A 26,786-nucleotide genomic window follows, 5' to 3' on the forward strand; every position below is an offset into this window, starting at 1 on the left:
TTTCAGGCTTGCTGGGGGGCGGCGAAAGGTGCGTCCAACGGGGCGGTGTCAAAGGTCCGCAGCAGTTCCACGAGGATCTGCGTCGCGGGCCCCAGGGGTTTGTCCTTGTTCGAGTAGAGGTAGAACGTGGGGTGACGGCTGCCGCCCTGTTCCAAGGGTAGCTGCTTGAGCACGCCTTCGGTGAGTTCGCGTTCGATCATGTGCCGGGGCAACCAGGCAAAGCCCAGGCCGCTGCCCACGAATGATGCGGCGGTGGCCAGGCTGCCGACGGTCCAGCGCTGCTCGGCGCCGAGCCAGCCTACATCGCGCGGTTGCTGGCGGCCGGAGTCGCGGATCACCACCTGCATCTGGCTTTCCAGGTCCTGGAAGCTCAGTTCGCGGTTCATGCGGTGCAGGGCGTGTTCGGGGTGGGCCACGGCGACAAATTCCACGTCGCTCATTTCCGTGCCCAGGTAACCGGGGATACTGAACCCGCAGATCGCCAGGTCAGCCACGCCTTCGATCAACAACTCTTCCACGCCGGACAGCACCTCCTCGCGCAGGCGCACGCGGCAGCCACGGCTCTGCGGCATAAAGGCCGAGAGGGCGCGCACCAGGCGTGCATTCGGGTAGGCGGCGTCTACCACCAGGCGCACTTCGGCTTCCCAGCCCTGTTCCATATGGTGGGCGAGGTCTTCCAGCTGGCTGGCATTCTTCACCAGTTGCCGCGAGCGGCGTAACAGCACTTCGCCGGCGTCGGTGAGCACGGCCTTGCGCCCGTCGATGCGCAACAGCGGCACGCCAAGCTGGTCTTGCATGCGGGCCACGGTGTAGCTCACCGAGGACTGCGAACGGTGCAGCGCTTCAGCCGCCTGGGCGAAGCCGCCGTGGTCGACCACGGCCTGCAGCGTGCGCCATTGATCGAGGGTAACGCGGGGCGCTTTCAAGATGGGTTCCTCTTGTCCTAAGCTGGCGGTCCTTATTGGAGACCACCGAATGAGAAAATTCTGTTGTGTGTTGCTGGCGCTGCTGCCGCTGAGCGCGTTTGCCTATTCCATCGACGTGACGAAAAAGATCGACGGCGTGAGCATTGATTACACCGCCTCCGATGTGGACGGTGACATCAGTTCGATCCGCCTGAATAACTACGGCACCAACGATGCAGTGTGTTCGGTAACCTTCACCAACGGCCCGGAAGCGCCACGCAATCGCAAGGTCACGGTGCCGGCAGGTAAAAGCACCAACACCACCGTCAAGTTCAACCGCGCCATCATCAAGATGCGCATTGCCCTGGCTTGCAGCCCGAAATAACCCGACAGCGGAGCATCTCCAGAGGAATACTCCGCTTATAAACAAATTTATAGATGGGTTATAGCAGTTTTTTGCGCTTTTTTATCGAATTGGCTCTGTTTAATCTCCACTCCATCGACTTACAGCATTTACAGATGGAGCCTACGCAGCCATGTCCAACGTTCTGATCATCGAAAGCAGCGCCCGCCAGCAAGGCTCGATCTCCCGCCAGCTGACCCAGCAGTTCATCAGCCAATGGCAGGCCGCCCACCCGGCGGACCGGATCACCGTCCGTGACGTGGCCCTCAACCCGTTGCCACACCTGGATGCCGACCTGCTGGGCGGTTGGATGAAACCTGCAGATCAGCGTAGCGCCAGCGAACAGGCCAGCCTCGACCGCTCCAACGCATTGACCGACGAATTACTCGCCGCCGACGTGCTGGTGATGGCCGCGCCGATGTACAACTTCGCCATCCCCAGCACCCTCAAGGCCTGGCTGGACCACGTGCTGCGCGCCGGTGTGACGTTCAAATACACCGCCACCGGCCCGCAGGGCTTGCTCACTGGCAAGCGCGCCATCGTGTTGACCGCCCGCGGCGGCATCCACATCGGCGCCACGTCGGATCACCAGGAACCGTACCTGCGCCAGGTCATGGGCTTTATCGGCATCCACGACGTGACTTTCATTCATGCCGAAGGCGTGAACCTGAGCGGTGACTTCCAGGAAAAGGGCATCAACCACGCCAGGGCGCTGTTGGCACAGGTCGCCTGATCCTTTAATCGTCAGATAATCGCGCGGTGTTTATCTAGTGCCACGCAAACCCTTCAAGTACGCGTAATGAACCTCCCTTTGCACTTTTTGCTCCTGAGTGCTCCTGCCCGACTGCCGCTTTAGCGAGGTCGGGTTTTTTTTGCCCTGAGTTTCTTCAAGCGCCGAAAACCTTTAATGTCCCGCCCATTCGAAGCGAGGCGCGCATGGGCTATCTACTGGTTGTCACCCTGATTCAGGCATTTTCCTTTAGCTTGATCGGCGAGTACCTCGCCGGTCACGTCGACAGCTACTTCGCCGTGCTGGTGCGCGTGTTGCTGGCCGGCCTGGTGTTTATCCCGCTGACCCGCTGGCGTTCGGTGGAACCGGGGTTCATGCGCGGCATGCTGGTGATTGGCGCGCTGCAATTTGGCGTGACCTACGTGTGCCTGTACCTGAGCTTTCGCGTGCTCACGGTGCCGGAGGTGCTGCTGTTCACCATTCTCACGCCGTTGCACGTGACCCTGATCGAAGACGCCCTCAACCGCCGCTTCAACCCCTGGGCGCTGGTCGCCGCACTGGTGGCGGTGGCGGGCGCGGCGGTGATTCGCTTCGACCAGATCACCCCGCACTTCCTGGGTGGCTTCCTGCTGCTGCAACTGGCCAACTTCACCTATGCCGCCGGGCAGGTGATGTACAAGCATCTGGTCCAGCGCTACCCGAGCGACCTGCCGCATTACCGGCGTTTCGGTTTCTTCTATGTGGGCGCATTGCTGGTGGTGTTGCCGGCGTTCCTGTTGTTCGGCAAGGCCAACTTCCTGCCCGATGCACCGTTGCAATGGGGCGTGCTGGTATTCCTGGGGTTGGTCAGCACGGCACTGGGCATGTACTGGTGGAACAAGGGCGCCTGCCTGGTACAGGGTGGCACGTTGGCGGTGATGAACAACCTGCATGTGCCGGTGGGGTTGCTGCTGAATTTGCTGATCTGGAACCAGCATGAACCGCTGGGGCGCTTGGCGTTGGGCGGGTTGGTGATTTTGGGGGCGGTGTGGATCAGTCGGTTGGGGGCTGTGAAGTAATGTTCCAAGATTGCACATCTACCGTTCGGTAATCGAACCAGTTCGGACTTCTGTTACTTAAGCTCCTGAAACAACGCCGATATTAATGTCACTGTTAATTAGTCTGGCTTGTGAGGAGTGCTGCAATGTTTGCCCATCTGAAAATACGTACCGGCATGATTGGGGTGCTACTGCTATTCATTGTTGCATTGCTGTTTTCGACGCTGAACAGTTGGTGGTCGGCGGTGCGCAGTCACAATCAGATTGACGAGTTGAGTCGTACTTCACGACAAATCGACGGCATCAACAACGCGTTACTGCTGGCCATCCGCACCAGCGCCAATGTGTCCTCGGCGTTTATTGAGACAACCGGCGGGCGTTTCGACGAAGCAGAGGCACGCTTGGTGCGCAGCGAGGCTATCTGGAATGAAGCAATCGCCAAGCTGGACGTTTCTACCAAAGACTTGCGTGATACGCAGTTGAACGCCTTGGCCGAAGATCTCAAAGGGGCGTTTACCGAGTACGGCCAGGCCATCGTCGGTCAGCGCGCTGCCACGCGCGCGCGTTCCCCAGAACAGTATTTTCAAGTCAACATCGCTGCTGGCAACGGCATGACCAAGCTTCAGGAGATTCGCGTGAAGCTGGTCGGCGCATTGGATGCCCGTGCACAGGAGATCAACTTGGAGGCGGCTGCGCGGCTGCAAACTGCGCAAACCCTGGCCGTCGCCTTGATCCTGCTGACCCTGGCCCTCGCCGTTGTCTGCTGGGTATTTATCTCGGGCACGGTCCTGCGTCCATTGCGCGCGGCGGGTGAGCACTTCAAGCGCATCGCCGGGGGCGACCTGACTCGCGAGGTTGTCTCGCCTGGGCGCAACGAAATTGGCGAGTTGTTCGTTGAACTCCAACGCATGCAGGCCAGCCAGCGCGAAACACTGATCCAGATCGCTGATTCAGCCATGCAGTTGGCCTCAGCCGCGGAAGAACTCAATGCCGTGACCGAAGAAAGCAACCGCGGCCTCCAGCAGCAGGACATGCAATTGGAGCAGGCCGCTACTGCCGTTAACCAGATGACCAGTGCGGTCGAAGAAGTGGCGCGCAACGCAGTGTCCACATCACAAGCGGCGACGGCGTCCAATACGCTGTCGGAAAAAAGCCGCCAGCAAGTACGCGAGAACATCAGCGGTACGCAATCGATGACCGCCGAGATTCAGGGCAGCGCCGAGCAGATCCGCGAGCTGGCTGACAAAGTGCGCAACATCGGCAAGGTGCTGGACGTGATACGCGCCGTCTCGGAGCAGACCAACCTGCTGGCCCTCAACGCAGCGATCGAGGCAGCCCGAGCGGGTGAAGCCGGTCGCGGATTTGCGGTCGTGGCCGACGAGGTACGCACCCTTGCCTACCGCACTCAGGAGTCGACCCGCGAGATCGAACAGATGATTGCCAGCGTGCAGAGCACGGCCGAACAGGCGGTGGACTCGATGCGCAGCAGCACCGCGCGTGCCCTGGGCACACTGGAGATCACCCAGGCGTCAGGGGCGGTGCTGGAGGACATTTTTGCGGCCATCGGCCAGATCAACGAGCGCAATCTGGTGATTGCCAGTGCAGCCGAAGAGCAGGCCCAGGTCGCCCGTGAAGTGGACAGCAACCTGGTGGCAATCCGCGACCTGTCTGCGCAATCGGCAGCGGGCGCCTTGCAGACCAGCGCGGCAAGCAATGAGCTGTCGCAGTTGGCCGCGCAACTGAGCGGGCTTGTGGGACGCTTTCGTACCTGATCGATCGCGCTGATGTCCCACGTATGACCCTGAGTGTGACGGACAAAGTGCTTTGTCGTGCGGCGTTAAAAGGGCAGATGATTGTCTGCTCTTTTACTCGCACGGTGGTTTAGAGAGTGAAGGAAACAAATAAAAATGAACCACTATGGCAGGCCAGTTCCTGTGCCGAAGGTTGATGTCAATGATGATGTTTTACATGTCATCAGGGCGCTTGTCATTTTAGCGCTGGACGGCACTTCTGATGCAGAACCCGTTGCCGCTTTTCTGATGGCTTGGTACGACTCTGATACTTATGGCGGGTTTAACTTTGATTGCCTTTGGCAGATGGACAAGAAAAATCGACAACAGGTCGCCTACTTATTTGACTGGATCAGCAATAACAAAGTAACGCCGCAAGACTTCGAGCTGGACTTGCTGTTTGAAGTGATCGGTGCCCGCTGGGCTGCCTAGATAAGTTTAAGTTGCCGGGGGGCAAGCCGAATTGTCGCACCGCCCCCTCACATTGGCGGCGCTTTACACCGCCGGCAGGTGACTGGCCCCCAGCACCGCCGGCAACACACCCGCCCGCAAGTCATTGCCACTCGGCTGCTGATACAGGCTCAGACCAAACTCCGGCAACACCGCCAGCAGATAGTCAAAAATGTCCCCCCGGATCCGCTCGTAATCCGCCCACGCCGTGGTGCGCGTGAAGCAGTAGATCTCTAGCGGCACACCCTGGGCGGTGGTTTGCATCTGGCGCACCATGCAGGTCATGTTCGGCTGGATGTCCGGGTGGCTTTTCAGATAGGCCAGGGCGTAGGCGCGAAAGGTGCCGAGGTTGGTCATGCGCCGCCGGTTGGCCGACAGTTGCGCACTGTGGCCCTGGGCTTCGTTCCACGCCTTGAGCTCGGCCTGCTTGCGCCCGATGTAGTCGGTGAGCAGGTGCACCTGGGTCATGCGTACCTCTTCATCGTCGCGCAGGAAGCGCACGCCGCTGGCGTCGATAAACAGGCTGCGCTTGATCCGTCGCCCGCCCGAGGCCTGCATGCCGCGCCAGTTCTTGAACGACTCGGACATCAGGCGCCAGGTGGGGATGGAGACGATGGTCTTGTCGAAGTTCTGCACCTTGACCGTGTGCAGGGTGATGTCCACCACATCGCCATCGGCGCCGACCTGGGGCATTTCGATCCAGTCGCCGACCCGCAGCATGTCGTTGCTGGTCAGTTGCACGCTGGCGACGAACGACAGCAGGGTGTCCTTGTACACCAACAGGATCACGGCCGACATGGCGCCAAGCCCCGACAGCAGCAATAGCGGCGAACGGTCGATCAGGGTGGCGACGATGATGATCGCGCCAAATACATACAGGACCATTTTCGCCAGCTGCACGTAGCCCTTGATCGAGCGAGTGCGCGCATGTTCGGTGCGCGCGTAGATGTCCAGCAGGGCGTTGAGCAGGGCGCTCATGGCCAGTGTCAGGAACAGGATGCTGATCGCCAGGGCCACGTTACCGATGAACAGGATCGCTGTCTTGCTCAGGTCGGGCACCAGGTACAGGCCGAACTGGATCACCAGTGATGGCGTCATTTGCGCCAGGCGGTGGAAGACTTTGTTGTGCCGCAGGTCATTGAGCCAGTGCAGGGCCGGTTGCCGGCCGAGCAACTTGATGGTGTGCAGGATCAGGTAGCGCGCCATCCGTCCGAGCAACAGCGCCACCACCAGCAACACCAGGAGGCCGAGGCTGGCGTGCAGCAACGGGTGCTCATCGAGGGCGCCCCAAAGGTCTTGGACGTTGAGCCAGAGCTGTTTTATATCCATGGGTGAAACCGATTCTTCTGTGGGACAAGACGGGGCGATTAGAGCATTGAAGTGCTACAAAGTTGGCCTCTTGGACAAAAGTCCTGACAAAAAAGCGGCTGATTAGCACCGTTCGCGTAAAGAAACTCGGTTTGGACGCCCGAAACCGTTACCCTATGCAGCTGATATTTTGTATTTCTTCGAGGTAGCACCCGTGTTTTCCCAATTCGCCCTGCACGAACGCCTGCTCAAAGCCGTGGCCGAGCTTAAATTTGTCGAGCCAACGCCTGTGCAAGCAGCGGCCATCCCGCTCGCGCTCGAAGGGCGTGACCTGCGGGTGACAGCTCAAACCGGCAGCGGCAAGACCGCGGCTTTTGTCCTGCCGGTGTTGAACCGCTTGATCGGCCCGGCCAAGGTCCGCGTGAGCATCAAGACCCTGATCCTGCTGCCGACCCGTGAGCTGGCCCAGCAGACCCTGAAGGAAGTGGAGCGCTTCTCGCAGTTCACCTTCATCAAGTCCGGCATCATTACCGGCGGCGAAGACTTCAAGGTGCAGGCCGCCATGCTGCGCAAGGTGCCGGACATCCTGATCGGCACACCGGGCCGCATGATCGAGCAACTCAACGCCGGCAACCTTGACCTCAAGGAAGTCGAAGTACTGGTGCTGGACGAAGCCGACCGCATGCTCGACATGGGCTTTGCCGACGACGTGCAGCGTCTGGTGGGCGAGTGCGTCAACCGCCAGCAGACCATGCTGTTCTCCGCCACCACCGGCGGTTCGACCCTGCGCGACATGGTCGCCAAGGTGCTGAACAACCCTGAGCACTTGCAGGTCAACAACGTCAGCGACCTGAACGCGACCACGCGCCAGCAGATCGTCACCGCCGACCACAACGTGCACAAAGAGCAGATCCTCAACTGGCTGTTGGCCAACGAGACCTATCAGAAGGCCATCGTGTTCACCAACACCCGCGCTGCCGCCGACCGCATCTACGGTCGCCTGGTTGCCCAGGATTACAAGGCGTTCGTGCTGCACGGCGAGAAAGACCAGAAGGACCGCAAGCTGGCCATCGACCGCCTCAAGGCCGGCGGCGTGAAGATCCTCGTGGCCACCGACGTTGCCGCACGCGGCCTGGACGTGGACGGCCTGGACCTGGTGATCAACTTCGACATGCCCCGCAGCGGCGACGAATACGTGCACCGTATCGGTCGTACCGGGCGTGCCGGCAACGATGGCCTGGCCATCTCGCTGATCTGCCACGGCGACTGGAACCTGATGTCGAGCATCGAGCGCTACCTCAAGCAGTCGTTCGAGCGCCGTACCATCAAGGAAGTCAAAGGCACCTACACCGGGCCGAAGAAGGTCAAGGCGTCGGGCAAGGCCGTTGGCGTGAAGAAGAAAAAGACCGACGCCAAGGGTGACAAAAAGAAAACCGGTGCCAAGTCGCCGACCAAGCGCAAGATCGCCAACCGGCCGAAGACCGACAACCTGTCGCTCGTCAGCAAGGACGGCATGGCCCCGCTCAAGCGCCGCAAGCCAGAAGCACCGGCTGCCGAGTAAGGCAGGGGGGATGTGAAAGAACCGGACGATTGTCCGGTTTTTTTATGTCCGCCGGTTATGCAGCTTCGTCGGCTGGACTGAACGGCGCTTAGCGAGGCCTGTCCACCGCGTATCGGGCCACTTTTCCGTCGGCCTGCAGGAGGAATAGGGATGACGACTTACAACTGGGATCTGATCGAACGCCTGTTGCATGAAGTACAGAACGGCGAAGGCAGCTTCGCGCCGCGCAAATACGCTGAACAAGAGGCCGCCGAGAAGGCTACGGCAGGCGAGTCCACCGGCAATCTGGATGCGTTGAAAAAGACTGCTGCGGATTATGAAGCGCTGTTGTTCAAGCGCGGCTTTATTGAATCGCGGCCTGAGGAGGAGGGCGGCAACGGCGAGAACTTCATTCTCACCCCGCTGGGTGCCCAATTGCTGGCGCTGATCGACAGCTCGATTCCGGGCAACGACCACCCGCGCCAGGTGTTGGATGAGCAGGTCGACGCGCTGGACCCGGCGACATTTGCCGAGGTGGCCGCAAAAGCCCAGATCGCCTGAGGCCCTCCACGTCCCGGTGTCCGCTGTGGCGCCGGGCGAACCTGTCAGATCAGTAATCTGGCGCTAAGGTGGCTGACAGCCATCCCTGCCTAATCTGCGGCCATTCAACTGACGGACTTGAATCGGCATGCACTTCACCCCCTCACGACGCACCTTTGTCAAAGGCCTCGCCGCCGGCGGCCTGCTTGGCGGGCTCGGGCTCTGGCGCAGCCCGGTCTGGGCCCTCACCAGTCCCGGCCAGCCTACTGTGCTGGCGGGCACCGAGTTTGAGTTGTTCATCGACCAGACCCCGGTCAACCTCACCGGCCGCAACCGCACCGCGCTGACCATCAATGGCAGCCTGCCCGGCCCGTTGCTGCGCTGGCGCGAAGGCGACACCGTGACCCTGCGCGTGAAAAACCGCCTGGCTGAGCCGACCTCGATCCACTGGCACGGCATCCTGCTGCCCTCGACCATGGACGGCGTGCCTGGCCTGAGCTTCAAGGGCATCGAGCCGGGCGGGGTGTTTGTCTACCAGTTCACCCTCAAGCAGCACGGCACCTACTGGTATCACAGCCATTCCGGGTTCCAGGAACAGCAGGGCGTGTATGGCCCGCTGGTGATCGATCCCCGTGAACCCGAGCCGTTCACGGTGCAGCGTGACTATGTGGTGATGCTCTCGGATTGGACCGACGAAGATCCCGTCGCCCTGATGAAAACCCTCAAGAAGCAGTCCGATTACTACAACCTGCACAAACCCACCGTCGGCGATTTTGTCCGCGATGTGGGGGCGCAGGGCTGGAAGGCCACGGCTGCCGACCGCCTGATGTGGGCGCAGATGAAGATGAACCCCACGGACCTGGCCGACGTCAGCGGCGAGACCTACACCTACCTGCTCAACGGCCAGCCGCCCGAGCGCAACTGGACCGGGTTGTTCGAGGCGGGCGAGACGGTTCGCCTGCGCTTTATTAACGGCTCGGCCATGAGCTACTTCGATGTGCGCATCCCGGGGCTGAAAATGACCGTGATTGCCGCCGATGGCCAATCGGTAACGCCGGTCAGGGTTGATGAGTTTCGCATTGCCGTCGCCGAGACGTTCGACGTGCTGGTCGAGCCTACGGCGCAGGCTTACACGGTGTTTGCGCAGTCGATGGACCGCAGCGGTTTCGCCCGCGGCACGCTGGCCCGCCAGGCTGGCGCCACGGCGCCAGTGCCGACGCTGGAGCCGCGCCCCTGGATCACCATGGACGACATGGGCATGGGTGGCATGGACCACGGCGCCATGGCCGATATGCCGCAGATGGCCGGCATGGACCACAGTGCCATGGCGATGCAGAGCCACCCGGCCAGCGAAGGCAATAACCCGCTGGTGGACATGCAGGCCATGAACCCGCTGCCCAAGCTCGACGACCCCGGCATCGGCCTGCGCAACAACGGCCGGCGCGTGCTGACCTACGCCGACCTGCGCAGCACCTTCGAAGACCCCGACGGCCGCGATCCCAGCCGCACGATCGAGTTGCATCTGACCGGGCACATGGAGAAGTTCGCCTGGTCGTTCAATGGCGTGAAATTTTCCGATGCCGAGCCTCTGGCATTGACCTACGGCGAGCGGGTGCGGCTGGTGTTGGTCAACGACACCATGATGAGCCATCCGATCCACCTGCACGGCCTGTGGAGCGACCTGGAGGACGAGAACGGCCAGTTCCAGGTGCGCAAACACACCATCGACATGCCGCCGGGGTCGCGGCGCAGCTACCGCGTGACGGCAGATGCGCTGGGCCGATGGGCTTATCACTGCCACCTGCTGTACCACATGGAGATGGGCATGTTTCGTGAGGTGCGCGTGCATGAATAAGCATGTGAATAGAAGTGCCTGGATGGCCTCTGGGTTCATCGCACTGACGTTTGGCCCGCTGGCGTTGGCGGACGAGTTTCAGGGCATGAGCCCTGCCTCCCCGGCTCTCACCGAGAGCCGCACGCCGATCCCGCCGTTGACCGACGCAGACCGCGCGGCGGTGTACAACGCGCCGGGTGGGCACATGGTGCACGACAGCGCCGTGCATTCGATGTTGCTGGTCAACCAGTTGGAATGGCAGGGCGGCGAGGGTGACGGTGCGCTGAGCTGGGACATCAAGGGTTGGGTCGGCGGTGACATCGACCGCCTGTGGTTGCGTAGCGAGGGTGAGCGCAGTGCCGGGCGCACGGAAAGTGCCGAGGCCCAGGCCCTGTGGGGGCATGCCATCAGCCCGTGGTGGGACTTGGTCGGCGGCGTACGCCAGGATTTCAAACCCGGCGACGGCCAAACCTGGGCCGCCTTTGGCGTGCAGGGCATGGCGCTGTACGGCTTCGAGGCCGAAGCGACGCTGTTTGTCGGTGAATCCGGCCACACCGCCGCACGCCTGGAAGGTGACTACGACATTCTGCTGAGCAACCGGCTGATCCTGCAGCCCACCGCCGAACTCAATATGTATGGACGCAACGATCCGCAGCGCGGCGTCGGCTCGGGGCTGTCGGACAGCGAGCTGGGCCTGAGGCTGCGCTACGAAGTGCGACGTGAATTCGCGCCCTACGTGGGCGTCACCTGGAACCGCCGCTATGGCCAGACCGCGCAATACACCCGGGAAGACGGTGAGGACGTCAGCCAACTGCGCTGGGTCGTCGGCGTGCGCCTGTGGTTCTGACGTTTCACTATTCTTATAACTCGCCGCCATGAGCGGCTTGGAGCCTTGCATGTCGATGTTGAAAACGCTGTTGGTGGGCGCTGTGCTGTCGGTCGGATGGGGCGCCAGTTTTACGCTCTCGGCGCACCCTAAACTGTTGTCCTCCATCCCCGCGGACGGTGCCCAGGGCGTTGCGCCGGTGGTGATAGAGCTGCACTTCTCGGAAAACCTGCTGACGCAGTTTTCCGGGGCCAAGCTGAGCATGACTGCAATGCCCGGCATGGCCCATGCGCCGATGCCGGTCAAAGCCAGTGTCGCGGCCAGTAGCGACCCGAAGGTGATGTTGATCAAGCCCGCTTCGCTGTTGGCGCCCGGCAGCTACCGGGTGGACTGGCGTGCAGTGTCGTCGGATACGCATCCGATCCTCGGCAACGTGGCGTTCAGCGTCCAGCCATGAGTGAAATGATCCCGGTGTTGTTGCGGTTTGTGCTGTACCTGGACTTGATGCTGGTGTTTGGCCTGGGTTTGTTTGGCCTCTACGCAAGGCACTGCCGGTTGGATGTGAGGCGGCTGCTGCGGTGGATGGCGAGCCTGGGAGTGCTGCTGTCGGTGCTGTCGATGGTGTCCATGACCCAAGCCATGAGTGGTGCCGAGGACTGGCAAACGCTGTGGCCGCATGTGCAGATGATGCTGGCGCACACCGAACTGGGATGGACGTGGTGCCTGCGTCTTGTGGCGCTGGTCGTGGTGCTGCTCAACCCCCGGCTGGCCACGTTGTGCGGCGGCGTCGCACTGGTGACGCTGGCATGGGCCGGGCATGGGGTGATGCACGAGGGCGCGCTGGGGGTGTGGCATTTGATCAGCGACATTGCGCATTTGCTGGCGGCGGCGGGTTGGGTCGGCGCGTTGGCTGCGTTCGGGCTGTTGTTGATGAGCCCGTCGTTACCCGGCGCGCCGCATGTCGAGGCGTTGGCGCAGGCGTTGGTGGGCTTCGAGCGGGTCGGCATGGGGTTTGTCGCGGTGCTGATCGTGACGGGCGTGACCAATTACCTGCTGGTGGTCGGGCTGAATCCGGACGGGCTCAGCGAGGGGCTTTATGCACTGTTGTTGGGCCTCAAGTTGGCGGTGTTCGGCTTGATGCTGGGGTTGGCGGCGCTCAATCGCTTTCATCTGACGCCATGGTTGCAGCGGTCCCTGACCTCAGGCGACAACGCGACGGCGACCCGGGCGTTGCGCCGCAGCATCGCGGTGGAGTTTGGCGCCGTGGTGTTGATCCTCGGGTTGGTCGCCTGGCTGGGCACCTTGGCGCCGGATTAACCTTTTGCGCTTTGCAGGCATTTGAGTGCCTGCAAGTCGCTGCGCACCTTGGCGATTTTCTGGGTGAGTTTCTGGCGTTGTTGCACCGTGGTCTCGGCCATCACGTCGACAATCAGGCTGCGGGCCTCGGCCTCCGTTTGTGCGTAAGCGGCACTGTATTGCGGGGTCCACAGGCTTTCGCGGTCCACCAGCAGTTGCTCGATCTTCGGCGCGAAGCCGGCGCTGTGGCGTTGCCTCACGGCGGCGCTGAACTGCGCCTGCCACTGGGCGCGGTTGCCGATCCAGGCCTGGTTCTGTTCGCCCAGCGCGCTGGACCAGGCGCTGACGCGCGCCTGCTGGCTGGCACTGAGCGGGCCGATCCAGGCATCCAGGCGTTTGTTCATGCGCTCGGCACGGTCCTTGATTTGCTCGGCCAGTGGCGGTTTGAGGTACTCGTCCTGGCGTTTGCGCAGGTCCTTGGCCAGGGCCGCGTTCATGTCCCGCACCTGCTGGTCGTCCAGGCCTTGCAGCAACTCGATGGCCGACGGGGTGATCTGCCGCGCGATTTGAGTGATGGCCTGCTTGGCTTCGGCGGTTCGCGCTTGCAGCGCGGCATCGCTGACCTGATGGTTGTCGGCCATCTGTTGCAGGCGGTCGAGCCAGTCGAGGTAGCCCGGCAGTTGTGTGCTGCAGTGCCAGGCCAGGTGCTCCTTGAGGGTGTCGTTGAACCAGCTCTTCTGCCCGGCATTCATGTCCAGGTAGTCGTTGAGGGTCCAGGGGATGATCACATCGAGGTTGCGGTAGGCCAGGCCGACGCGATTGCAGCCGGCCAGCACCAGGCTTAGGGTCAGCAGCACCGTCAGGAGTTTGAGCCGTTGCAGCATGGGCGGGTCCTTTCGCGCGAGGGATTGAGGTATGTGAACCCGCATGGGATGCAACAGTTCAGCCCATCAATAAAACGACCGCACCGCCTTCAACGTCAACAGGCCATCGCATTGCGAGTTGTGTCCGGAGTAGGCCGAGCAATTGCTGCCGCTGAGGCTGGAGTCGCTGTAGATCAGGTTCAGGTCAACGCCCATCCACTGTCGGGAGAATTGCACCGACCAATCACTGAAGCTGCTGATGGAGCCACCGTCGACGGTGGCCGGGGTGCCCAACTGATGAGTGGTGTATTTCAGGCTGACGCCGATGCCGAACGGTTGGGTGCCACTGAGGTCGGCGAACAGGGTGCTGTCCTGGCGGTTCGGGTCGTTGCTGAAGGAGGCGCCGAAGCGATTGCCCAGCAGGTTCAGGCCGCCGTAGAACTCCTGGCTGTCGAGGGGGCTTAGCTTGGGATAGCTGTAGTGGATCAGGCCGACTTCGTAGCCCAGGGTCTGGTCGAACGGGTGCTTGAAGCCCATGTAGGAGTCGACTTCGAGGGTGCTGTCTGGCGACAGGCCCATGCTGGGGGAGAATTGGCCGAAGTACAGGCCGCTGTCGTGGCTCAGGTCGAGGCCGCCGTGGAATGAGTCGCTGCCCGGAGACGTCGGCTTGACCAGACCCTGGGCCATGCTGCGGCTGGGTGTGGTGCCCAATTTCAGGTCGAAGTCGCCCAATTCGCGCTGAAAGATCTGCGCTTGGGCGAGGGGGCTGGCTGCCAGGGCAGTGAGCAGGAAAATGCACGCTTTGAACATGCTTCACTCCATGAAAAGCGAGGAGCAGTAACCGGGGAAAAATCGGGCAGATGCCCGTGCTAGACGTGTGCAAGCATACCGGCGAATGCGCGGGGTTGAGCCCCGTTCGTCGATTGACGCAATGTTGGATGTGTCGGGAGGGTGCTTCGGGCTCTAGTCCTAGCGCCTTGATGGCAAGGCGCTTAGGGACCAGGTGTGTTGCGCGGTATTACTTTTTACCCAGGCTGATCTGCTTGGACGGGCCGAAAGTCTGGCCGCTCACGCCCTTGGCAATTTGCTGGATTTCGCCACCGGACTTGAGGAATGCAGCAATCTGGCTGTTGATCGATTCGCTGGTTTCAACGGCGGGAGCTGGCTTTGCTTTGCTGTTGGATGCTTTTACGCGCATGGCGGCCACTAACCTGTAGAAAATTAACTTGGCCAGGCATCGTACAGGAAATACTTGACAATTGCTTGGTAAATATCCTCCGGGAATAAGTGCTGCGCCAGGAAATAAGCAAAGTTTATCCTTGAAATAAGCCCCTAACTTACTGTTTTAACTCGAAACCACTGGGTGGTGAGTGGCATGTACGCCAGTGAAATTCAGCGCAATGATCAGACGAGCGGGGCGCTGCCACCACCGCGCCACGCCACCCCTCGATTTTTCAGGCGCGCGCGCGTGGCGGGCACAACTCGGGTAGAATGCCGCCCACGTAACGAGGGTATTGGAAATGGCTTTAGTCGGGCGCTACAACAGCTTGCAAGTGGTTAAACACACTAACTTTGGTTTGTACCTGGATGGTGCGCAAGACGGTGAAATCCTCTTGCCTAATCGGTATATCCCCAAAGATATTCCCAGTGAAGATGAAGATTGGCTGAACGTTTTCATTTATCTGGACAGCGATGACAAACTTATCGCCACCACTGAAAAACCGAAAGTTCAAGTGGGCGAATTTGCCAGTTTGAAAGTCGTCGAAGTCAACAGTATCGGCGTCTTCCTCGATTGGGGTTTGCCCAAGGATCTGTTGCTGCCGTATTCGGAAGAAAAGCGCCAGATGACCGCCGGTGAATATTGCGTGGTGCACGTCTACCTCGACAAACACACCAAGCGCATCACCGCCACTGCACGCCTGGATCGCTACCTGGACAAGACGCCGGCCAACTACGAGGTGGGCCAGGAAGTCAATCTGCTGGTGGCCGAAGCCACCGACATGGGCTTCAAGGCGATCATCAACAACAAGCATTGGGGCCTGATCCACAAGAACGAAGTCTTCAAGTTCCTGCGTCCGGGCAAGGAAGAGAAAGGCTTTATCAAAGAGATCCGCGCCGATGGCAACATCAGCCTGAGCCTGCAGCCGGTGGGCCAGGAAGCGGCCTCCAGCCTGAACTCCAAGATCCTCGCCAAGTTGCGTGAAAACAACGGCACCTTGCCGGTCAGCGACAAAAGCGACCCGGCGGTGATCAGCAACTTGTTCGGCGTGAGCAAGGGCAATTTCAAGAAGGCTATCGGTGCCCTCTACAAGCAGGGCCAGATCGTGATTCATGCGGATCGCATTGAACTAAGCTGATCGACGTTCCTCTTTGTATGAAAGGGCTTGTGGTGGCGAGGGAGGTGGTGCCCTCGCCACGACAGGCTGTCTTCTGCCAGAGGTGTGTCATGTCCAAAAAATCAGTATTCGCCTACCTCGGCACCTTGCTCGCGTTCCTGGTGCTTGACGGCCTCTGGCTCGGCGTCCTCATGGGCCCGACCTACAAATCCCTGCTGGGCCCGCTGATGCTTGATCAGCCACGGTTAGTGCCCGCAGTACTCTTCTATCTCCTGTATGTCCTCGGCTGCGTGGTGTTTGTCGTCTTGCCCAGCGCGAGTTGGCAGCGTGCGGCGCGTCTGGGGGCCTTGTTGGGCCTGGTCGCCTACGGCACTTATGACCTGAGCAACTGGGCCACGCTGCACGGCTGGTCTGGCGGGTTGGCGCTGATGGACATGGCCTGGGGCACCTGCCTGACGGCGGCATGCTGCACGCTTGGGTATTTGTGTGCAGATCGGGTGCGCCAGTGATTGTGTACAGGATTTTTGTGCACCGTTGCTGAGCGAAGTCCCCGCATCCCATCATTGGTCAAGCTGTTTGGGGCGTGATTCGGTAGGGATTGTGTGCCATTGGCACGCATTCTGCTGACTGCTTCGTATACAAACCATGCCGCCTACCGTATGCACAGTGCTACGGCAGCGCAGGCCGGTATTACGAGGAGCCCAGCGATGACCGAACAATTGCCCAAAGGCTACAGCCCGCGCCTGTACAACCAGGACCTGGGCCCACTGCCGCAGAAGTGGACCTGGTACAACATTTTCGCGTTCTGGATGAGCGACGTGCACAGCGTCGGCGGCTATGTGTTCGCCGCCAGCCTGTTCGCCCTGGGGCTGGCCAGTTGGCAGGTATTGATCGCCTTGCTCACCGGTATCTGCATCGTGCAGTTGATCGCCAACCTGGTGGCCAAGCCGAGCCAGCAAGCCGCCGTACCGTACCCGGTAATTTGCCGACTGGCCTTTGGGGTGTTTGGCGCGAATATTCCTGCGGTGATTCGTGGCTTGATTGCCGTGGCCTGGTACGGGATTCAGACCTATCTGGCTTCCAGCGCCCTGATCATCGTGGTGCTGCGCTTTTTCCCACAAATGGCGGTGTATGCAGAGCCGCATTTTGCGGGCCTGTCCTACCTCGGCTGGTTTGGTTTCCTAAGCTTGTGGGTGCTGCAAGCGGCGGTGTTCTGGGCCGGCATGGAGTCCATCCGCCGCTTTATCGATTGGGCCGGGCCGGTGGTGTATGCGGTGATGTTTGCCCTGGCGGGGTGGATCGTGTGGAAGGCGGGCTGGGCGAATATCAGCTTCACCCTATCGGAAAAATCCCTGTCGGGCTGGCAGGCGTTTGGTCAGGTGATCGTGGCAACGGCGTTGGTGGTGTCGTACTTCTCCGGCCCGACGTTGAACTTCGGCGATTTCAGTCGCTACTGCCGCAGCATGCACGACGTGCGACGCGGCAATTTCTGGGGACTGCCGGTAAATTTCCTGGCGTTCTCGCTGGTCACCGTGGTGATCGTCTCGGGCACTTTGCCGGTGTTTGGTGAAATGCTCCACGACCCGATTGCCACCGTGTCGCGCATCGATAACAGCATGGCCGTGCTGCTCGGCGCCTTTGCTTTTGTGACCGCCACCATCGGCATCAATATTGTTGCCAATTTTGTTTCCCCGGCGTTCGATTTCGCCAACGTCGCGCCGAGCAAAATCAGCTGGCGCGCCGGTGGCATGATCGCCGCCGTGGCATCGATCTTCATTACCCCGTGGAACCTGTTCAACAACCCGCTGATGATCCACTACACCCTGGACATCCTCGCTGCGTTTATCGGGCCGTTGTTCGGCATCCTGCTGGTGGACTTCTACCTGATCAAAAAGCAGCAGATCGACGTGGATGCGCTGTTCGACGACAGCCCAGGCGGTCGTTATTACTTCGATGGCGGCGTGAACTGGACGGCGGTCAAGGCGCTGGTGCCAGCGACATTGGTCGGTGTCGCGATCACCTTCACCCCGGCGTTGCAAGGCATGGCCAACTTCGCCTGGTTCACCGGGTGCTTCCTGGGTGGGCTGTTCTTCCTGGTGCTGGCGCGTCGTGAACAGCTTCGTGTGCCTGTGCCCCTGGTTGCCGGCTGAGCAGCGCACCTGCCACCAGCAGGCCGCATCCGGCGATCACCAACGCCGGGTGCAGGCCGCCGCTCAGATGACTGCTCACCGAAGCCAGCAACGGCCCGCTCAACTGGCCCATGGCAAAACTGGCAGTCAGCAAACCGGTGCTGCGCTGGTAGCCGTGGGGCGCGATTTCTCTCAAGCGCGCCATTACCAATTGCATACACGCCAGGAACGGCGCACCACACAGCGACACGCCCAGCGCCAGACCCCAGCCATTGCCCAGCAAGCAGGCGAACACACCGGCACCCTGTAGCCACAGCGTGGTCATCAGCCAGCGCCGCGTGGTGTTCGGGTCCTTGCGGCGCAGGCTGGCGACAACCACGCCTAGCGCTGCTGCCAGGCCGAAACACGGCCAGAACAGATCGGCCTGCCAGGCGCCGCTGAACTGCGCACTGGCCATCTGTGACAGAAAGGTCGCCGGGATGATGTAGCCCAAGCCGAACAGAAAGTAGATCCAGCCCAAGTGGGCGATGCTCTGGTTGCGGCCAGCACTGGCAGTGGGTGCAGAGGTGGCTGTCGGCCGGGGCAGGTAGGGCAGCACGGCGAGCAACATCACCAGCGCCACGGCCCCATACACCAGCCACAAGGTGGCGCTATCCTGTCCCAGCAGGTTCGAAACCAGTGCCAGCAAGCCCGTCAGCAAGATCCCCAATCCCGGACCGGCAAATACCAACGCCCCCAGGCGCGGCTGGCCAGCGGCAAGCGCCAGGGGTTGGCTCAGGCTGGTGATCATCACCAGCGCCCAGGCGCTCGCAACGCCGGTGCCGAAGCGCAACAACACGTGCGGCCAGAAACCGTGGGCCCAGTACGACGCAAGTGTCAGCAGCACGCACAGCCACAGCCCGCCATACAGGCGGCCGCGTACGTGGTGATGGCTGCGGGCGAAGATCGAATCCACCGCGCCGACGAAATAGCCCAGGTAATTGGCAGCAGCGATCAGCCCGGCGCCGGTCAGGTCGATCTGCCCCTCACTCAGCAGGTGCGGCATTTGTGGGGTGAGGGCGAAGCGGCCAATGCCCATGGCCATCATCAGGGCGATAAAGCTGGCGAGTAGGCGGGTGCGGGCTGACATGCTGTGTTCCTGCGGGTTAGCGAGTGATCTTCAGCCTAAAGCGCATTGATTTTCTGTAAAATTGAATAATAGTGAGTAACTTGTTCAGTTTTGGAGAAAGGTATGGAGTTCAGTCAATTGCGCATTTTCCAGGCGGTGGCAGAGGAGGGCTCCATCACCCGCGCAGCTGAGCGCCTGCACCGTGTGCCGTCGAACCTGTCGACGCGGCTCAAGCAGATGGAGGAGCAACTCGGCGTTGAACTGTTCGTGCGAGAACGCCAGCGCTTGCAACTTTCTCCTGCGGGTAAGGTGCTGCTGGACTACAGCACCCGTCTGCTCGCGCTGCATGACGAAGCCCACGGCGCGGTCCAGGGCGGACAACCGGCCGGCGACTTTGTGCTGGGCAGCATGTACAGCACGGCAGCGGTGCATTTGCCTAAGCTGTTGGCCCGCTATCACAAGGCGTATCCGATGGTGAACCTTCAGGTGCAATCGGCGCCCAGCGGTGAGTTGCTCGAAGGGTTGATTACCGGTCGCCTGGATGCCGCCTTTGTGGACGGCCCAATTACCATCGCGAGTCTGGAAGGTGTGGCCCTGTGCGAAGAACGCTTGGTGTTGATTTGCGAGGCTGACCACCCACCTGTGCGCGGGCCGCAGGATGTGGCGGGGCGTGCGGTGTTCACCTTCCGACGCAGTTGCGCCTATCGCACACGGCTGGAAACGTGGTTTTCCCACGAACACGTGGCCATGGGGCGGGCAATCGAGATCGAGTCCTATCAGGGCATGCTGGCCTGTGTGATCGCCGGTTCGGGGGTGGCGCTGATGTCCGAATCCATGCTCGACAGCCTGCCGGGCAAGGACAGCGTGTCCGTTCATCCGCTGACAGGGCATTTTGCCACTGCGACCACCTGGCTGATGTGGCGAAAGGGTATGCTCGGCGCTAACCTCAATGCATGGATCGACCTGCAGCAAGAAGGCAAGGTCGGGCTCGAGCAAGACACACGCGCAAGTGCTTGAGCGATTCGTCAGGATTTCGATGAATTCAGTAATAGTTCGTTGTGGTTTCGTACAAGCAATGCGTAGGACTTAGGGCTACTATCCTGTAGGAAGAGGCGAAAGAATTGACCGCCGACCCGCATTACCCTCAAAGGGGGCAACCATGAAAGAGAAAATTCAAAACTGGCTCCATGACCTCGGTGTTGCACTGGGCCTGATCGAGCCGCCCCTGCAGCCGGTGCCGATCCGCACGGATGATGAGCAGCGCCGGCCGCGTCGCAGATAAACGCTGGTCGACATTGAATTAACAATGTGGGAGCGGGCTTGCTCGCGAAGGCGGCGTATCAGTCGATGAAAGATTGACTGGTGCACCGGCTTCGCGAGCAAGCCCGCTTCCACATTAATCTGGCTGCTGTTTCTCGGTACTTCAGATGGATTGTCGATAGTCCATGGCTCTGCCTACCATCAAATCGTGGCCGGTGGAACATATGCCGCAGGCGCGACACAGGGACGGGTATGGGCCTCTCTGGTCCCGGACTCCTCCAGGCCAGCCACAAGGCGTCAGTTGCAGGTAAAAAAAACGGGCACGACATCCGACGTCGTGCCCGCTGAAGAAACCGCTCTAAACCCGGTTGCGCATCACACCGCGCGAGCCGTTGCTGCCTGTGGCTTGCGCGACAGCACACTGACCAGCACAAAACTCACCAGCCCTATCGCCAGGCTGTAGTAGATCGGCGTGTTCGCGTCCAGGCCATCCTTGAACATGAACACCAGCGCCGTCACAAAGCCCAGGGTCATCGAGGTGATCGCGCCGGAGGTGGTCGCACGCTTCCAGAAAATCGCCCCGATCAGCGGGATCAACATACCGCCCACTAGCAGGTTGTAGGCCAGGGTCAGCGCGCTGATCACATCATTCACCACCAGCGCGATACCCAGCACGGCAACACCGGTCAGCATCGTGAACAAACGGTTGATCGCCAGGCTCGACTGTTTACCGCCACGCAGGCGCGGCAGCAGGTCTTCGGTCAGAACGGTGGAGGCGGCCAGCAAGCCGGCACTGGCGGTGGACATCATGGCGGCCAGTGCCGCAGCGATCACCAGGCCACGGATGCCATCGGGCAGCGAGACTTTGACGATGGCGGCAAACGCGTTGTTCACGTTGTCCAGGTCCGGGATCAGCACATGGGCGGCCATGCCGATCAACGCACAGGCCAGGCCGTAGAGGATGCAGTAGAAACCGGCGAAAGTGCCGGCGTACTTGGCGACCTTTTCGTCGCGGGCGGTGAACACGCGCTGCCAGATGTCCTGGCCGATCAGGATGCCGAAAAAGTAGATCATGAAGTAGGTGATGATCGTGTCCCAGCCGATCGCGGTAAAGCTGAAGTTCGACGCGGGCAGCTTGGCCACCAGTTCATCCCAGCCGCCGACGCGGTACAGGCAGATCGGCAGCAGGATAAACATCAGGCCGACGGTCTTGATCACGAACTGCACGATGTCGGTGAGGGTCAGCGACCACATGCCGCCAATGGTCGAGTACACCACCACCACGCCACCGCCGAGCAGCACCGAGATCCAGAACGGCAGGCCGAACAGCACTTGCAGCACGGTACCGATGGCCAGGATCGAGGTCACGCCGATCATCAGCGCGTAGGCCAGCATGATCACCGCGCTCGCTTGGCGGGCCATGGGGTTGTAGCGTTTTTCCAACACCTGGGTGACGGTGAAGATCTTCAGCTTGAGCAGCGGCTTGGCGAGGAACAGGTTCAGCGCAATGATCCCCATGCCCAATGCGGCGCACAGCCAGAAGCCGGAAATACCATGCACATAGCCCAGGCGCACGGTGCCGACGGTGGAGGCACCGCCCAACACGGTGGCGGCCATGGTGCCCATGTACAGCGACGGGCCGAGGTTGCGGCCGGCCACCAGGTAGTCTTCGTGGGTCTTGGCGCGACGCATGCCGTAATAGCCGAGCACGAGCATGCCGGCGGCGTAGATGAGTACGACGAATAAATCCAAAGCCATGACGGCGATTCTCCGATTTCTTATTGTGATGACGAAGCTTGGTGTGGCGAGGGCGCTTGTTCCCGCTCGCCTGCGAAGCTGGAGGCTGCTGTTTTAGGGCCGCTTCGCACCCCGGCGGGAGCAAGTTCCCTCGCCACAAAGGCCGGCCCATACACCGCAGCCGGCTCAGGAAACACACGCAGCAAGGTCAGGTACACCACCGACGCCAGCCCCAGCGTCACCGGCAGACTGATGTCGATGCCATCGGCCAGGTTGCCCAGTGGCCCAACGAACTGCCCCGGCAGGTTGACGAAGCACAGGCCCACCAGCGCACTCGGAATCCAGGCCCCCAGCCCGCGCCAGTTCCAGCCATGGCTGAACCAGTAGCGGCCGCCACTTTCACCACGGGTGAACACTTGCAAGTCATCCGGGCAATAGAAGCCGCGACGCACGATCAGGCCGATGATCATCATCACCATCCACGGTGTGGTGCAGGTGATGATCAGCACGGCGAAGGTCGACACGCTCTGCACCAGGTTGGCGGCGAAACGTCCGATAAAGATGAAGGCAATCGACATCAGCCCAATCAGCAGTGTCGCCTTGACCCGCGACAGCAGGCGCGGGAACACGCTGGACATGTCCAACCCCGTGCCATACAGCGATGTGGTGCCGGTGGACATGCCGCCGATCACCGCAATCAGGCACACCGGCAGGAAGAACCAGCTCGGCGCCACCGCGAGCAAACCGCCGACGTAGTTGTTGGCCGCGATGTAATCCGGTGCCTTGACTGCCACGATGGTCGCGGTGGCCAGGCCGAACAGGAACGGGATCAATGTGGCGATCTGGGCCAGGACCACGGCCAGCATGATGCGCATTTTCGGCGTCTCACGCGGGATGTAACGCGACCAGTCCCCGAGGAACGCGCCGAAGGAAATCGGGTTGCTCATGGCCACCAGCGCCGCGCCGATAAACGCCGCCCAGAAGCCGCTCTGGCCCATGGCGACGGTGCCGGCGAAGTGGCTGTCGAAGGTCGGCGCGAAGGCGAAGATCCCGAGTAAAAACAGGAGACTCGCCGCCCACACCGCGATGCGGTTGACCCACAGCATGAAGCGAAAGCCGTAGATGCATACGGTCAGCACCAGGATCGCGAACACGCCGTAGGCCAGGCCCAGGGTCAGGTCGGTTTCCGGTAGGCCTACCAGACGTTTCGCACCGCCCACCAGCGCATCGCCTGAACTCCACACCGACAGTGAGAAGAAGGCAATCGCCGTCAGCAGTGACAGAAACGAGCCGACAATCCGCCCGTGCACGCCGAAGTGCGCACCGGACGACACCGCGTTGTTGGTGCCGTTGATCGGCCCGAACAGGCCCATGGGCGCCAGGATCAGCGCCCCCACCAGCACGCCGAGCACAATCGCCCACACCCCGGCCTGGAACGACAGGCCGAACAGCACGGGGAAGGAACCCAGCACGGCGGTGGCAAAGGTATTGGCACCGCCGAAGATCAGGCGGAACAGATCCTTGGGCCCGGCGGTACGTTCATGGTCCGGGATCTGCTCGACCCCGTTGGTTTCTATCTTGCGAATACTTTTATCGTTGTTTTTATTATTCATGATCAGCTCCGATCACATTGGCTAAGGGGGCGGCAGCCCTTCCGGCATAGCGGACAAATGTTCGTGACAGGCCAGCCACAGGCCTTGTTTTTGTTCTGTGCGATTCCCTTGCCGTTTGAAGACAATGGTTTCGCGTTCCTGGCTAAAAAATTGCTCCCCGTTCATGCGCAGCTCGGTGGCCACGTCATGCATAAAAATCGCCACGTCACCTTGCAGGCTGACCACGGCGTTGCTCGACGTGCAGGACAGCACTTCGAAGCCCTCGTCCCGGCGCCAGCTGTCCCACAACGCCTGGTAGGCGTCGCGACTGAGCAGTGGCTGGGGCAGGGTGTAGAACACAAAGCTGGCATCGGCCGTGAACGCGCCGAAGTAGGCGGCGCGGTCATTGCGGGCGAAGGCCGCCACCAGGTCGGCGGCGGCTTGCAGCACCTCGCGCGTGCTCATCAGCGGTGCGCCACGCCAGGCAGTACGCAGAGCATCTCGTACAGCAGGTTGGCGCCGAGCAGCGAGGTGTTGCCGGTGGTGTCGTAGGGCGGCGAAACTTCTACCAGGTCACAACCAATCAGGTCGAGGCCCTGGCAGCCGCGGATGATCTCGATGGCCTGGATGGTGGTCAGCCCGCCGATTTCCGGGGTGCCGGTGCCCGGTGCCCAGGCCGGGTCGATGCCGTCGATGTCAAAGCTCAGGTACACCGGGCCGCCACCGACTTTTTCCCGCACTTCGGCCATCAACGGCGCAAGGGAGTGGTGCCAGCATTCTTCGGCCTGGACCACACGAAAGCCCTGCTTGCGGCTCCAGTTGAAGTCTTCGGCGGTGTAGCCCTGGGCGCGCAGGCCGATCTGCACCACGCGGTCGCAATCAAGCAAACCTTCCTCCACGGCGCGGCGGAAGGTGGTGCCGTGGGCGATTTTCTCACCGAACATATGGTCGTTCACATCGGCGTGGGCATCGATGTGCACCAGCCCGACCTTGCCGTGTTTCTTGTGGATCGCCCGCAGGATCGGCAGGGTGATGGTGTGGTCACCGCCCAGGGTCATGGGGATCACATTGTGTTCGAGGATCTCGTCGTAGGCTTCTTCGATGATGCGTACGGCGTCGAGCAGGTTGAAGGTGTTGATCGCCACGTCGCCGATGTCGGCCACCGACAGCGAGTCGAACGGTGCCGCGCCAGTGGCCATGTTGTAGGGGCGGATCATCACCGATTCGGCGCGGATTTCGCGTGGCCCGAAACGGGTGCCGGCGCGCAGCGAGGTGCCGATGTCCAGGGGCACGCCGATAAAGGCGGCGTCCAGGCCCTTGGCGGTTTGCAGGTGGGGAAGTCGCATCATGGTGGCGATGCCGGCAAAGCGCGGCATTTCGTTGCCGCCCAGTGGTTGGTGGAAAATCTTGTCCACGGGAGTGCCTCATCGTTGTTGTGTTTATTAGAGGCCGATTCTGCGAAATACCCCGAGGCGAAAGAATCGGCAGGGGCAAATACTTAGTTCAGATTTTTCTAAACTAATCCCTGAGGTAAACTCCGTTCAAATGTGGGAGCTGGCTCCCACAGGATTATGTGTGTGCCTTCGGAGACCCCATGGTCAACGCCTTGCCCGACCTGAAACTCTTGCGCATCTTCGTCAGCGTCGTACGCCACCAGGGGTTCGCCAGTGCCCAGCACGAGCTCAACCTGTCCACGTCGGCCATCAGCACCTATATGAGCCAGCTGGAGTCGGCGCTGGGTCTGGTGTTGTGCCACCGTGGGCGGGGCGGGTTCAGCCTGACCAGCAAGGGCGAGCTGTTCCATCAGGAAACCCTGCGCCTGCTCGGCGAGTTGGAAGGCTTCGAGCAGTACGCCGCGGCGTTGAAAGGCGAGTTGCGCGGTACCCTCAAGCTCGGCGTGCTTGACTCCACCGTCAGCGACAAAGCCTTGCCGTTCGCCGAAGTCATCGGCGCCTACAGCCTCGAACACCCGGCGGTGCACCTGCATTTGTCGGTGATGAGCCCTTACGAACTGCAACTGGGCGTGCAGGACAACCGTCTCGACCTGGCCATCGGCGCCTTCTCCAACCGCATGAGCGGGCTGATCTACATGCCGCTGTACCGCGAACAGCACTGGTTGTATTGCAGCACCCGCCACCCGTTGTTCAACGAGCGGCGCATCCCCGAGCAGGTGATCACCCAGCAGCGCATGGTCGGGCGCGGCTACTGGAGCCAGGCGGAACTGGCGCGCCACGGCTTCAAGCACAGCGCCGCCACGGTGGAAAGTATGGAGGCACAACTGATCCTGGTGCTGTCCGGTGCCTACATCGGCTACCTGCCCGAACACTACGCCCAGGCCTGGGCCGACAAGGGCGACTTGCGCGTCTTGCTGCCGGCGACCTTCGGCTACCAGGCGCCGTTCTCGATGATCATGCGCCGAGGGCGCAGCCGTGAGCCACTGATCCAGACCTTTCGCGACTTGCTCAAAACCCAGCTCAACCAGGCCTGAAACCATGTCCAGACCCCAATGCTCCCGTTGCCTCAGGCCTCTTGCCCATTGCCTGTGCCCACTGATACCCAGCCTCGACAGCCGCACCCGGGTGTTGCTGTTGCAGCACCCGAGCGAGGTCAACCACGCACTCAACACGGCACGGTTGGCGGCATTGGGGCTGAACAATGCGCAGTTGGTGGTGGGCGAGGTGTTTGCTGATTTGCCGGCGTTGTTGAACCCGCCGGGTTATCAGGCGCGGTTGTTGTTTCCCGGCGACGATGCCCAGCCATTGCAAGGGTATACACCTGACGATCAGCCGTTGTTGCTGGTGGTGCCTGACGGCACCTGGCGCAAGGCGCGCAAACTGTTGCACCTCAACCCGTTGCTGGCGGCGTTGCCCAGGGTGAGCCTGGCCGAAGGCGCCGTCTCCCGTTATCGGCTGCGCAAGGCGCCGGGACCGGGGGCGTTGTCGACGGTCGAGGCGATTGTGCAGGCCTTGCAGGTGCTGGAGGCGCCGACTTCGTTCGAGCCGTTGCTCCAGCCGTTCGAGGCGTTGATCGAAGGGCAGATCGCCGCGATGGGGCCTTTGGTCTTCGCCAAAAACCACGCTTGATGCGTGGCGCTACATAGCT

28 protein-coding genes are annotated in these 26,786 nt (G+C 61.3%); 18 read left to right on the forward strand and 10 right to left on the reverse strand.

Features of this window, described 5'->3' with window-relative positions; all coding sequences use genetic code 11:
- Window positions 1–2: 2 nt before the first annotated feature.
- Entirely contained in the window at window positions 3–926 is a 924-nt protein-coding gene (locus tag LIY36_RS04595; RefSeq protein ID WP_192297095.1) for a LysR family transcriptional regulator, read from the reverse strand.
- Between the two features lie 49 nt (window positions 927–975).
- Here LIY36_RS04595 and LIY36_RS04600 point away from each other — a divergent pair, with 49 nt between their 5' ends.
- The 5 genes from LIY36_RS04600 to LIY36_RS04620 all read left to right on the forward strand — a co-directional run bounded on the left by LIY36_RS04600 (window position 976) and on the right by LIY36_RS04620 (window position 5,297).
- The gene (locus LIY36_RS04600) at window positions 976–1,290 is read left to right on the forward strand and encodes a 3-phosphoglycerate kinase (RefSeq protein WP_192297094.1); all 315 of its coding nucleotides are present in this window, start codon (window positions 976–978) and stop codon (window positions 1,288–1,290) included.
- A 151-nt stretch (window positions 1,291–1,441) separates the two neighbouring features.
- A complete protein-coding gene (locus tag LIY36_RS04605) occupies window positions 1,442–2,041 on the forward strand; it encodes an FMN-dependent NADH-azoreductase (protein WP_226454946.1) in 600 nt (199 codons plus the stop codon).
- Window positions 2,042–2,244: 203 nt separating this feature from the next.
- The gene (locus LIY36_RS04610) at window positions 2,245–3,096 is read left to right on the forward strand and encodes a carboxylate/amino acid/amine transporter (RefSeq protein ID WP_226454947.1); all 852 of its coding nucleotides are present in this window, start codon (window positions 2,245–2,247) and stop codon (window positions 3,094–3,096) included.
- Between the two features lie 125 nt (window positions 3,097–3,221).
- Window positions 3,222–4,847, forward strand: a complete 1,626-nt coding sequence (locus tag LIY36_RS04615) for a methyl-accepting chemotaxis protein (RefSeq protein ID WP_226454948.1) — start codon at window positions 3,222–3,224, stop codon at window positions 4,845–4,847.
- 135 nt (window positions 4,848–4,982) lie between these two features.
- Window positions 4,983–5,297, forward strand: coding sequence for a DUF7673 family protein (locus tag LIY36_RS04620; protein WP_226454949.1), 315 nt, complete (start codon window positions 4,983–4,985; stop codon window positions 5,295–5,297).
- A 63-nt stretch (window positions 5,298–5,360) separates the two neighbouring features.
- Here the strand turns inward: LIY36_RS04620 and LIY36_RS04625 are convergent, their stop codons facing one another.
- On the reverse strand, window positions 5,361–6,644 hold the full coding sequence (locus LIY36_RS04625; protein WP_226454950.1) for a mechanosensitive ion channel family protein: 1,284 nt from the start codon (window positions 6,642–6,644) through the stop codon (window positions 5,361–5,363).
- A gap of 193 nt (window positions 6,645–6,837) precedes the next feature.
- On the opposite strand from LIY36_RS04625, the gene LIY36_RS04630 reads away from it, so the two are divergent.
- From LIY36_RS04630 to copD, 6 genes are all read left to right on the forward strand, one after another.
- Window positions 6,838–8,184: a DEAD/DEAH box helicase gene (locus tag LIY36_RS04630; RefSeq protein WP_135288619.1), complete on the forward strand. Its 1,347-nt coding sequence runs from the start codon at window positions 6,838–6,840 to the stop codon at window positions 8,182–8,184.
- 150 nt (window positions 8,185–8,334) lie between these two features.
- A complete protein-coding gene (locus LIY36_RS04635) occupies window positions 8,335–8,724 on the forward strand; it encodes a transcriptional regulator (protein ID WP_226454951.1) in 390 nt (129 codons plus the stop codon).
- A gap of 127 nt (window positions 8,725–8,851) precedes the next feature.
- Window positions 8,852–10,558, forward strand: a complete 1,707-nt coding sequence (locus LIY36_RS04640; protein WP_226454952.1) for a copper resistance system multicopper oxidase — start codon at window positions 8,852–8,854, stop codon at window positions 10,556–10,558.
- A gap of 22 nt (window positions 10,559–10,580) precedes the next feature.
- Window positions 10,581–11,384, forward strand: coding sequence for a copper resistance protein B (locus LIY36_RS04645; RefSeq protein ID WP_226455218.1), 804 nt, complete (start codon window positions 10,581–10,583; stop codon window positions 11,382–11,384).
- Between the two features lie 49 nt (window positions 11,385–11,433).
- Window positions 11,434–11,820, forward strand: coding sequence for a copper homeostasis periplasmic binding protein CopC (gene copC / locus LIY36_RS04650; protein WP_226454953.1), 387 nt, complete (start codon window positions 11,434–11,436; stop codon window positions 11,818–11,820).
- The gene (gene copD, locus LIY36_RS04655) at window positions 11,817–12,680 is read left to right on the forward strand and encodes a copper homeostasis membrane protein CopD (RefSeq protein ID WP_226454954.1); all 864 of its coding nucleotides are present in this window, start codon (window positions 11,817–11,819) and stop codon (window positions 12,678–12,680) included. Before copC ends, copD begins: the two co-directional genes overlap by 4 nt.
- Here copD and LIY36_RS04660 read toward each other — a convergent pair.
- From LIY36_RS04660 to LIY36_RS04670, 3 genes are all read right to left on the reverse strand, one after another.
- Window positions 12,677–13,543: a DUF6279 family lipoprotein gene (locus tag LIY36_RS04660; RefSeq protein WP_226454955.1), complete on the reverse strand. Its 867-nt coding sequence runs from the start codon at window positions 13,541–13,543 to the stop codon at window positions 12,677–12,679. The genes copD and LIY36_RS04660 overlap by 4 nt on opposite strands.
- A 66-nt stretch (window positions 13,544–13,609) precedes the next feature.
- On the reverse strand, window positions 13,610–14,332 hold the full coding sequence (locus tag LIY36_RS04665) for a TorF family putative porin (protein ID WP_226454956.1): 723 nt from the start codon (window positions 14,330–14,332) through the stop codon (window positions 13,610–13,612).
- 208 nt (window positions 14,333–14,540) lie between these two features.
- Complete coding sequence (locus tag LIY36_RS04670) at window positions 14,541–14,720, reverse strand: hypothetical protein (protein WP_003193095.1); 180 nt, start codon at window positions 14,718–14,720, stop codon at window positions 14,541–14,543.
- A gap of 322 nt (window positions 14,721–15,042) precedes the next feature.
- Between LIY36_RS04670 and LIY36_RS04675 the strand changes: the two genes are divergently transcribed.
- The 3 genes from LIY36_RS04675 to LIY36_RS04685 all read left to right on the forward strand — a co-directional run bounded on the left by LIY36_RS04675 (window position 15,043) and on the right by LIY36_RS04685 (window position 18,008).
- Window positions 15,043–15,879 carry a CvfB family protein gene (locus tag LIY36_RS04675; RefSeq protein ID WP_192297081.1) on the forward strand — a complete coding sequence of 279 codons (837 nt, stop codon included), beginning with the start codon at window positions 15,043–15,045 and terminating at the stop codon, window positions 15,877–15,879.
- An 89-nt stretch (window positions 15,880–15,968) separates the two neighbouring features.
- Complete coding sequence (locus tag LIY36_RS04680; protein ID WP_192297080.1) at window positions 15,969–16,367, forward strand: DUF2177 family protein; 399 nt, start codon at window positions 15,969–15,971, stop codon at window positions 16,365–16,367.
- A gap of 198 nt (window positions 16,368–16,565) precedes the next feature.
- Window positions 16,566–18,008: an NCS1 family nucleobase:cation symporter-1 gene (locus tag LIY36_RS04685; protein WP_226454957.1), complete on the forward strand. Its 1,443-nt coding sequence runs from the start codon at window positions 16,566–16,568 to the stop codon at window positions 18,006–18,008.
- Here the strand turns inward: LIY36_RS04685 and LIY36_RS04690 are convergent.
- Window positions 17,920–19,116 carry an MFS transporter gene (locus LIY36_RS04690; protein WP_226454958.1) on the reverse strand — a complete coding sequence of 399 codons (1,197 nt, stop codon included), beginning with the start codon at window positions 19,114–19,116 and terminating at the stop codon, window positions 17,920–17,922. The genes LIY36_RS04685 and LIY36_RS04690 overlap by 89 nt on opposite strands.
- 102 nt (window positions 19,117–19,218) lie before the next feature.
- On the opposite strand from LIY36_RS04690, the gene ptrR reads away from it, so the two are divergent.
- Both ptrR and LIY36_RS27665 read left to right on the forward strand, forming a co-directional pair.
- A complete protein-coding gene (gene ptrR / locus LIY36_RS04695) occupies window positions 19,219–20,112 on the forward strand; it encodes a putrescine utilization regulator PtrR (RefSeq protein WP_192297077.1) in 894 nt (297 codons plus the stop codon).
- Window positions 20,113–20,254: 142 nt separating this feature from the next.
- Window positions 20,255–20,377 (forward strand): PA1414 family protein, encoded by a 123-nt coding sequence (locus LIY36_RS27665; RefSeq protein WP_003193089.1) that lies wholly within the window; start codon window positions 20,255–20,257, stop codon window positions 20,375–20,377.
- Window positions 20,378–20,730: 353 nt separating this feature from the next.
- Here LIY36_RS27665 and LIY36_RS04700 read toward each other — a convergent pair whose 3' ends face one another.
- The 4 genes from LIY36_RS04700 to speB are packed head-to-tail and all read right to left on the reverse strand — an operon-like array spanning window position 20,731 to window position 25,099.
- Window positions 20,731–22,113, reverse strand: coding sequence for a sodium:solute symporter (locus tag LIY36_RS04700; RefSeq protein WP_192297076.1), 1,383 nt, complete (start codon window positions 22,111–22,113; stop codon window positions 20,731–20,733).
- Between the two features lie 20 nt (window positions 22,114–22,133).
- The gene (locus tag LIY36_RS04705; protein ID WP_226454959.1) at window positions 22,134–23,705 is read right to left on the reverse strand and encodes a purine-cytosine permease family protein; all 1,572 of its coding nucleotides are present in this window, start codon (window positions 23,703–23,705) and stop codon (window positions 22,134–22,136) included.
- A gap of 21 nt (window positions 23,706–23,726) precedes the next feature.
- Window positions 23,727–24,149, reverse strand: a complete 423-nt coding sequence (locus LIY36_RS04710) for a YybH family protein (protein WP_226454960.1) — start codon at window positions 24,147–24,149, stop codon at window positions 23,727–23,729.
- Window positions 24,149–25,099: an agmatinase gene (gene speB / locus LIY36_RS04715; protein ID WP_003175388.1), complete on the reverse strand. Its 951-nt coding sequence runs from the start codon at window positions 25,097–25,099 to the stop codon at window positions 24,149–24,151. The genes LIY36_RS04710 and speB overlap by 1 nt, the downstream gene beginning before the upstream one ends.
- A 179-nt stretch (window positions 25,100–25,278) precedes the next feature.
- On the opposite strand from speB, the gene LIY36_RS04720 reads away from it, so the two are divergent.
- Together LIY36_RS04720 and LIY36_RS04725 are read left to right on the forward strand one after the other, a co-directional pair.
- Entirely contained in the window at window positions 25,279–26,172 is an 894-nt protein-coding gene (locus tag LIY36_RS04720) for a LysR family transcriptional regulator (RefSeq protein WP_226454961.1), read from the forward strand.
- A 4-nt stretch (window positions 26,173–26,176) separates the two neighbouring features.
- Entirely contained in the window at window positions 26,177–26,767 is a 591-nt protein-coding gene (locus LIY36_RS04725; RefSeq protein WP_192297073.1) for a tRNA-uridine aminocarboxypropyltransferase, read from the forward strand.
- Window positions 26,768–26,786 lie beyond the last annotated feature (19 nt).

Source organism: Pseudomonas sp. AF03-9, from assembly GCF_020515815.1.
Taxonomy (GTDB): domain Bacteria; phylum Pseudomonadota; class Gammaproteobacteria; order Pseudomonadales; family Pseudomonadaceae; genus Aquipseudomonas.

Coding starts and splice junctions, on each gene's coding strand:
- LIY36_RS04720 (WP_226454961.1), top strand. CDS start 25,279: ATGGTCAACGCCTTGCCCGACCTGAAACTCTTGCGCATCTTCGTCAGC.
- LIY36_RS04610 (WP_226454947.1), top strand. CDS start 2,245: ATGGGCTATCTACTGGTTGTCACCCTGATTCAGGCATTTTCCTTTAGC.
- LIY36_RS04665 (WP_226454956.1), bottom strand. CDS start 14,332: ATGTTCAAAGCGTGCATTTTCCTGCTCACTGCCCTGGCAGCCAGCCCC.
- LIY36_RS04635 (WP_226454951.1), top strand. CDS start 8,335: ATGACGACTTACAACTGGGATCTGATCGAACGCCTGTTGCATGAAGTA.
- copD (WP_226454954.1), top strand. CDS start 11,817: ATGAGTGAAATGATCCCGGTGTTGTTGCGGTTTGTGCTGTACCTGGAC.
- LIY36_RS04675 (WP_192297081.1), top strand. CDS start 15,043: ATGGCTTTAGTCGGGCGCTACAACAGCTTGCAAGTGGTTAAACACACT.
- LIY36_RS27665 (WP_003193089.1), top strand. CDS start 20,255: ATGAAAGAGAAAATTCAAAACTGGCTCCATGACCTCGGTGTTGCACTG.
- LIY36_RS04620 (WP_226454949.1), top strand. CDS start 4,983: ATGAACCACTATGGCAGGCCAGTTCCTGTGCCGAAGGTTGATGTCAAT.
- LIY36_RS04660 (WP_226454955.1), bottom strand. CDS start 13,543: ATGCTGCAACGGCTCAAACTCCTGACGGTGCTGCTGACCCTAAGCCTG.
- ptrR (WP_192297077.1), top strand. CDS start 19,219: ATGGAGTTCAGTCAATTGCGCATTTTCCAGGCGGTGGCAGAGGAGGGC.
- copC (WP_226454953.1), top strand. CDS start 11,434: ATGTCGATGTTGAAAACGCTGTTGGTGGGCGCTGTGCTGTCGGTCGGA.
- LIY36_RS04685 (WP_226454957.1), top strand. CDS start 16,566: ATGACCGAACAATTGCCCAAAGGCTACAGCCCGCGCCTGTACAACCAG.
- LIY36_RS04700 (WP_192297076.1), bottom strand. CDS start 22,113: ATGGCTTTGGATTTATTCGTCGTACTCATCTACGCCGCCGGCATGCTC.
- LIY36_RS04710 (WP_226454960.1), bottom strand. CDS start 24,149: ATGAGCACGCGCGAGGTGCTGCAAGCCGCCGCCGACCTGGTGGCGGCC.
- LIY36_RS04690 (WP_226454958.1), bottom strand. CDS start 19,116: ATGTCAGCCCGCACCCGCCTACTCGCCAGCTTTATCGCCCTGATGATG.
- LIY36_RS04625 (WP_226454950.1), bottom strand. CDS start 6,644: ATGGATATAAAACAGCTCTGGCTCAACGTCCAAGACCTTTGGGGCGCC.
- LIY36_RS04705 (WP_226454959.1), bottom strand. CDS start 23,705: ATGAATAATAAAAACAACGATAAAAGTATTCGCAAGATAGAAACCAAC.
- LIY36_RS04680 (WP_192297080.1), top strand. CDS start 15,969: ATGTCCAAAAAATCAGTATTCGCCTACCTCGGCACCTTGCTCGCGTTC.
- LIY36_RS04640 (WP_226454952.1), top strand. CDS start 8,852: ATGCACTTCACCCCCTCACGACGCACCTTTGTCAAAGGCCTCGCCGCC.
- LIY36_RS04645 (WP_226455218.1), top strand. CDS start 10,581: ATGGCCTCTGGGTTCATCGCACTGACGTTTGGCCCGCTGGCGTTGGCG.
- LIY36_RS04600 (WP_192297094.1), top strand. CDS start 976: ATGAGAAAATTCTGTTGTGTGTTGCTGGCGCTGCTGCCGCTGAGCGCG.
- LIY36_RS04725 (WP_192297073.1), top strand. CDS start 26,177: ATGTCCAGACCCCAATGCTCCCGTTGCCTCAGGCCTCTTGCCCATTGC.
- LIY36_RS04605 (WP_226454946.1), top strand. CDS start 1,442: ATGTCCAACGTTCTGATCATCGAAAGCAGCGCCCGCCAGCAAGGCTCG.
- LIY36_RS04615 (WP_226454948.1), top strand. CDS start 3,222: ATGTTTGCCCATCTGAAAATACGTACCGGCATGATTGGGGTGCTACTG.
- LIY36_RS04670 (WP_003193095.1), bottom strand. CDS start 14,720: ATGCGCGTAAAAGCATCCAACAGCAAAGCAAAGCCAGCTCCCGCCGTT.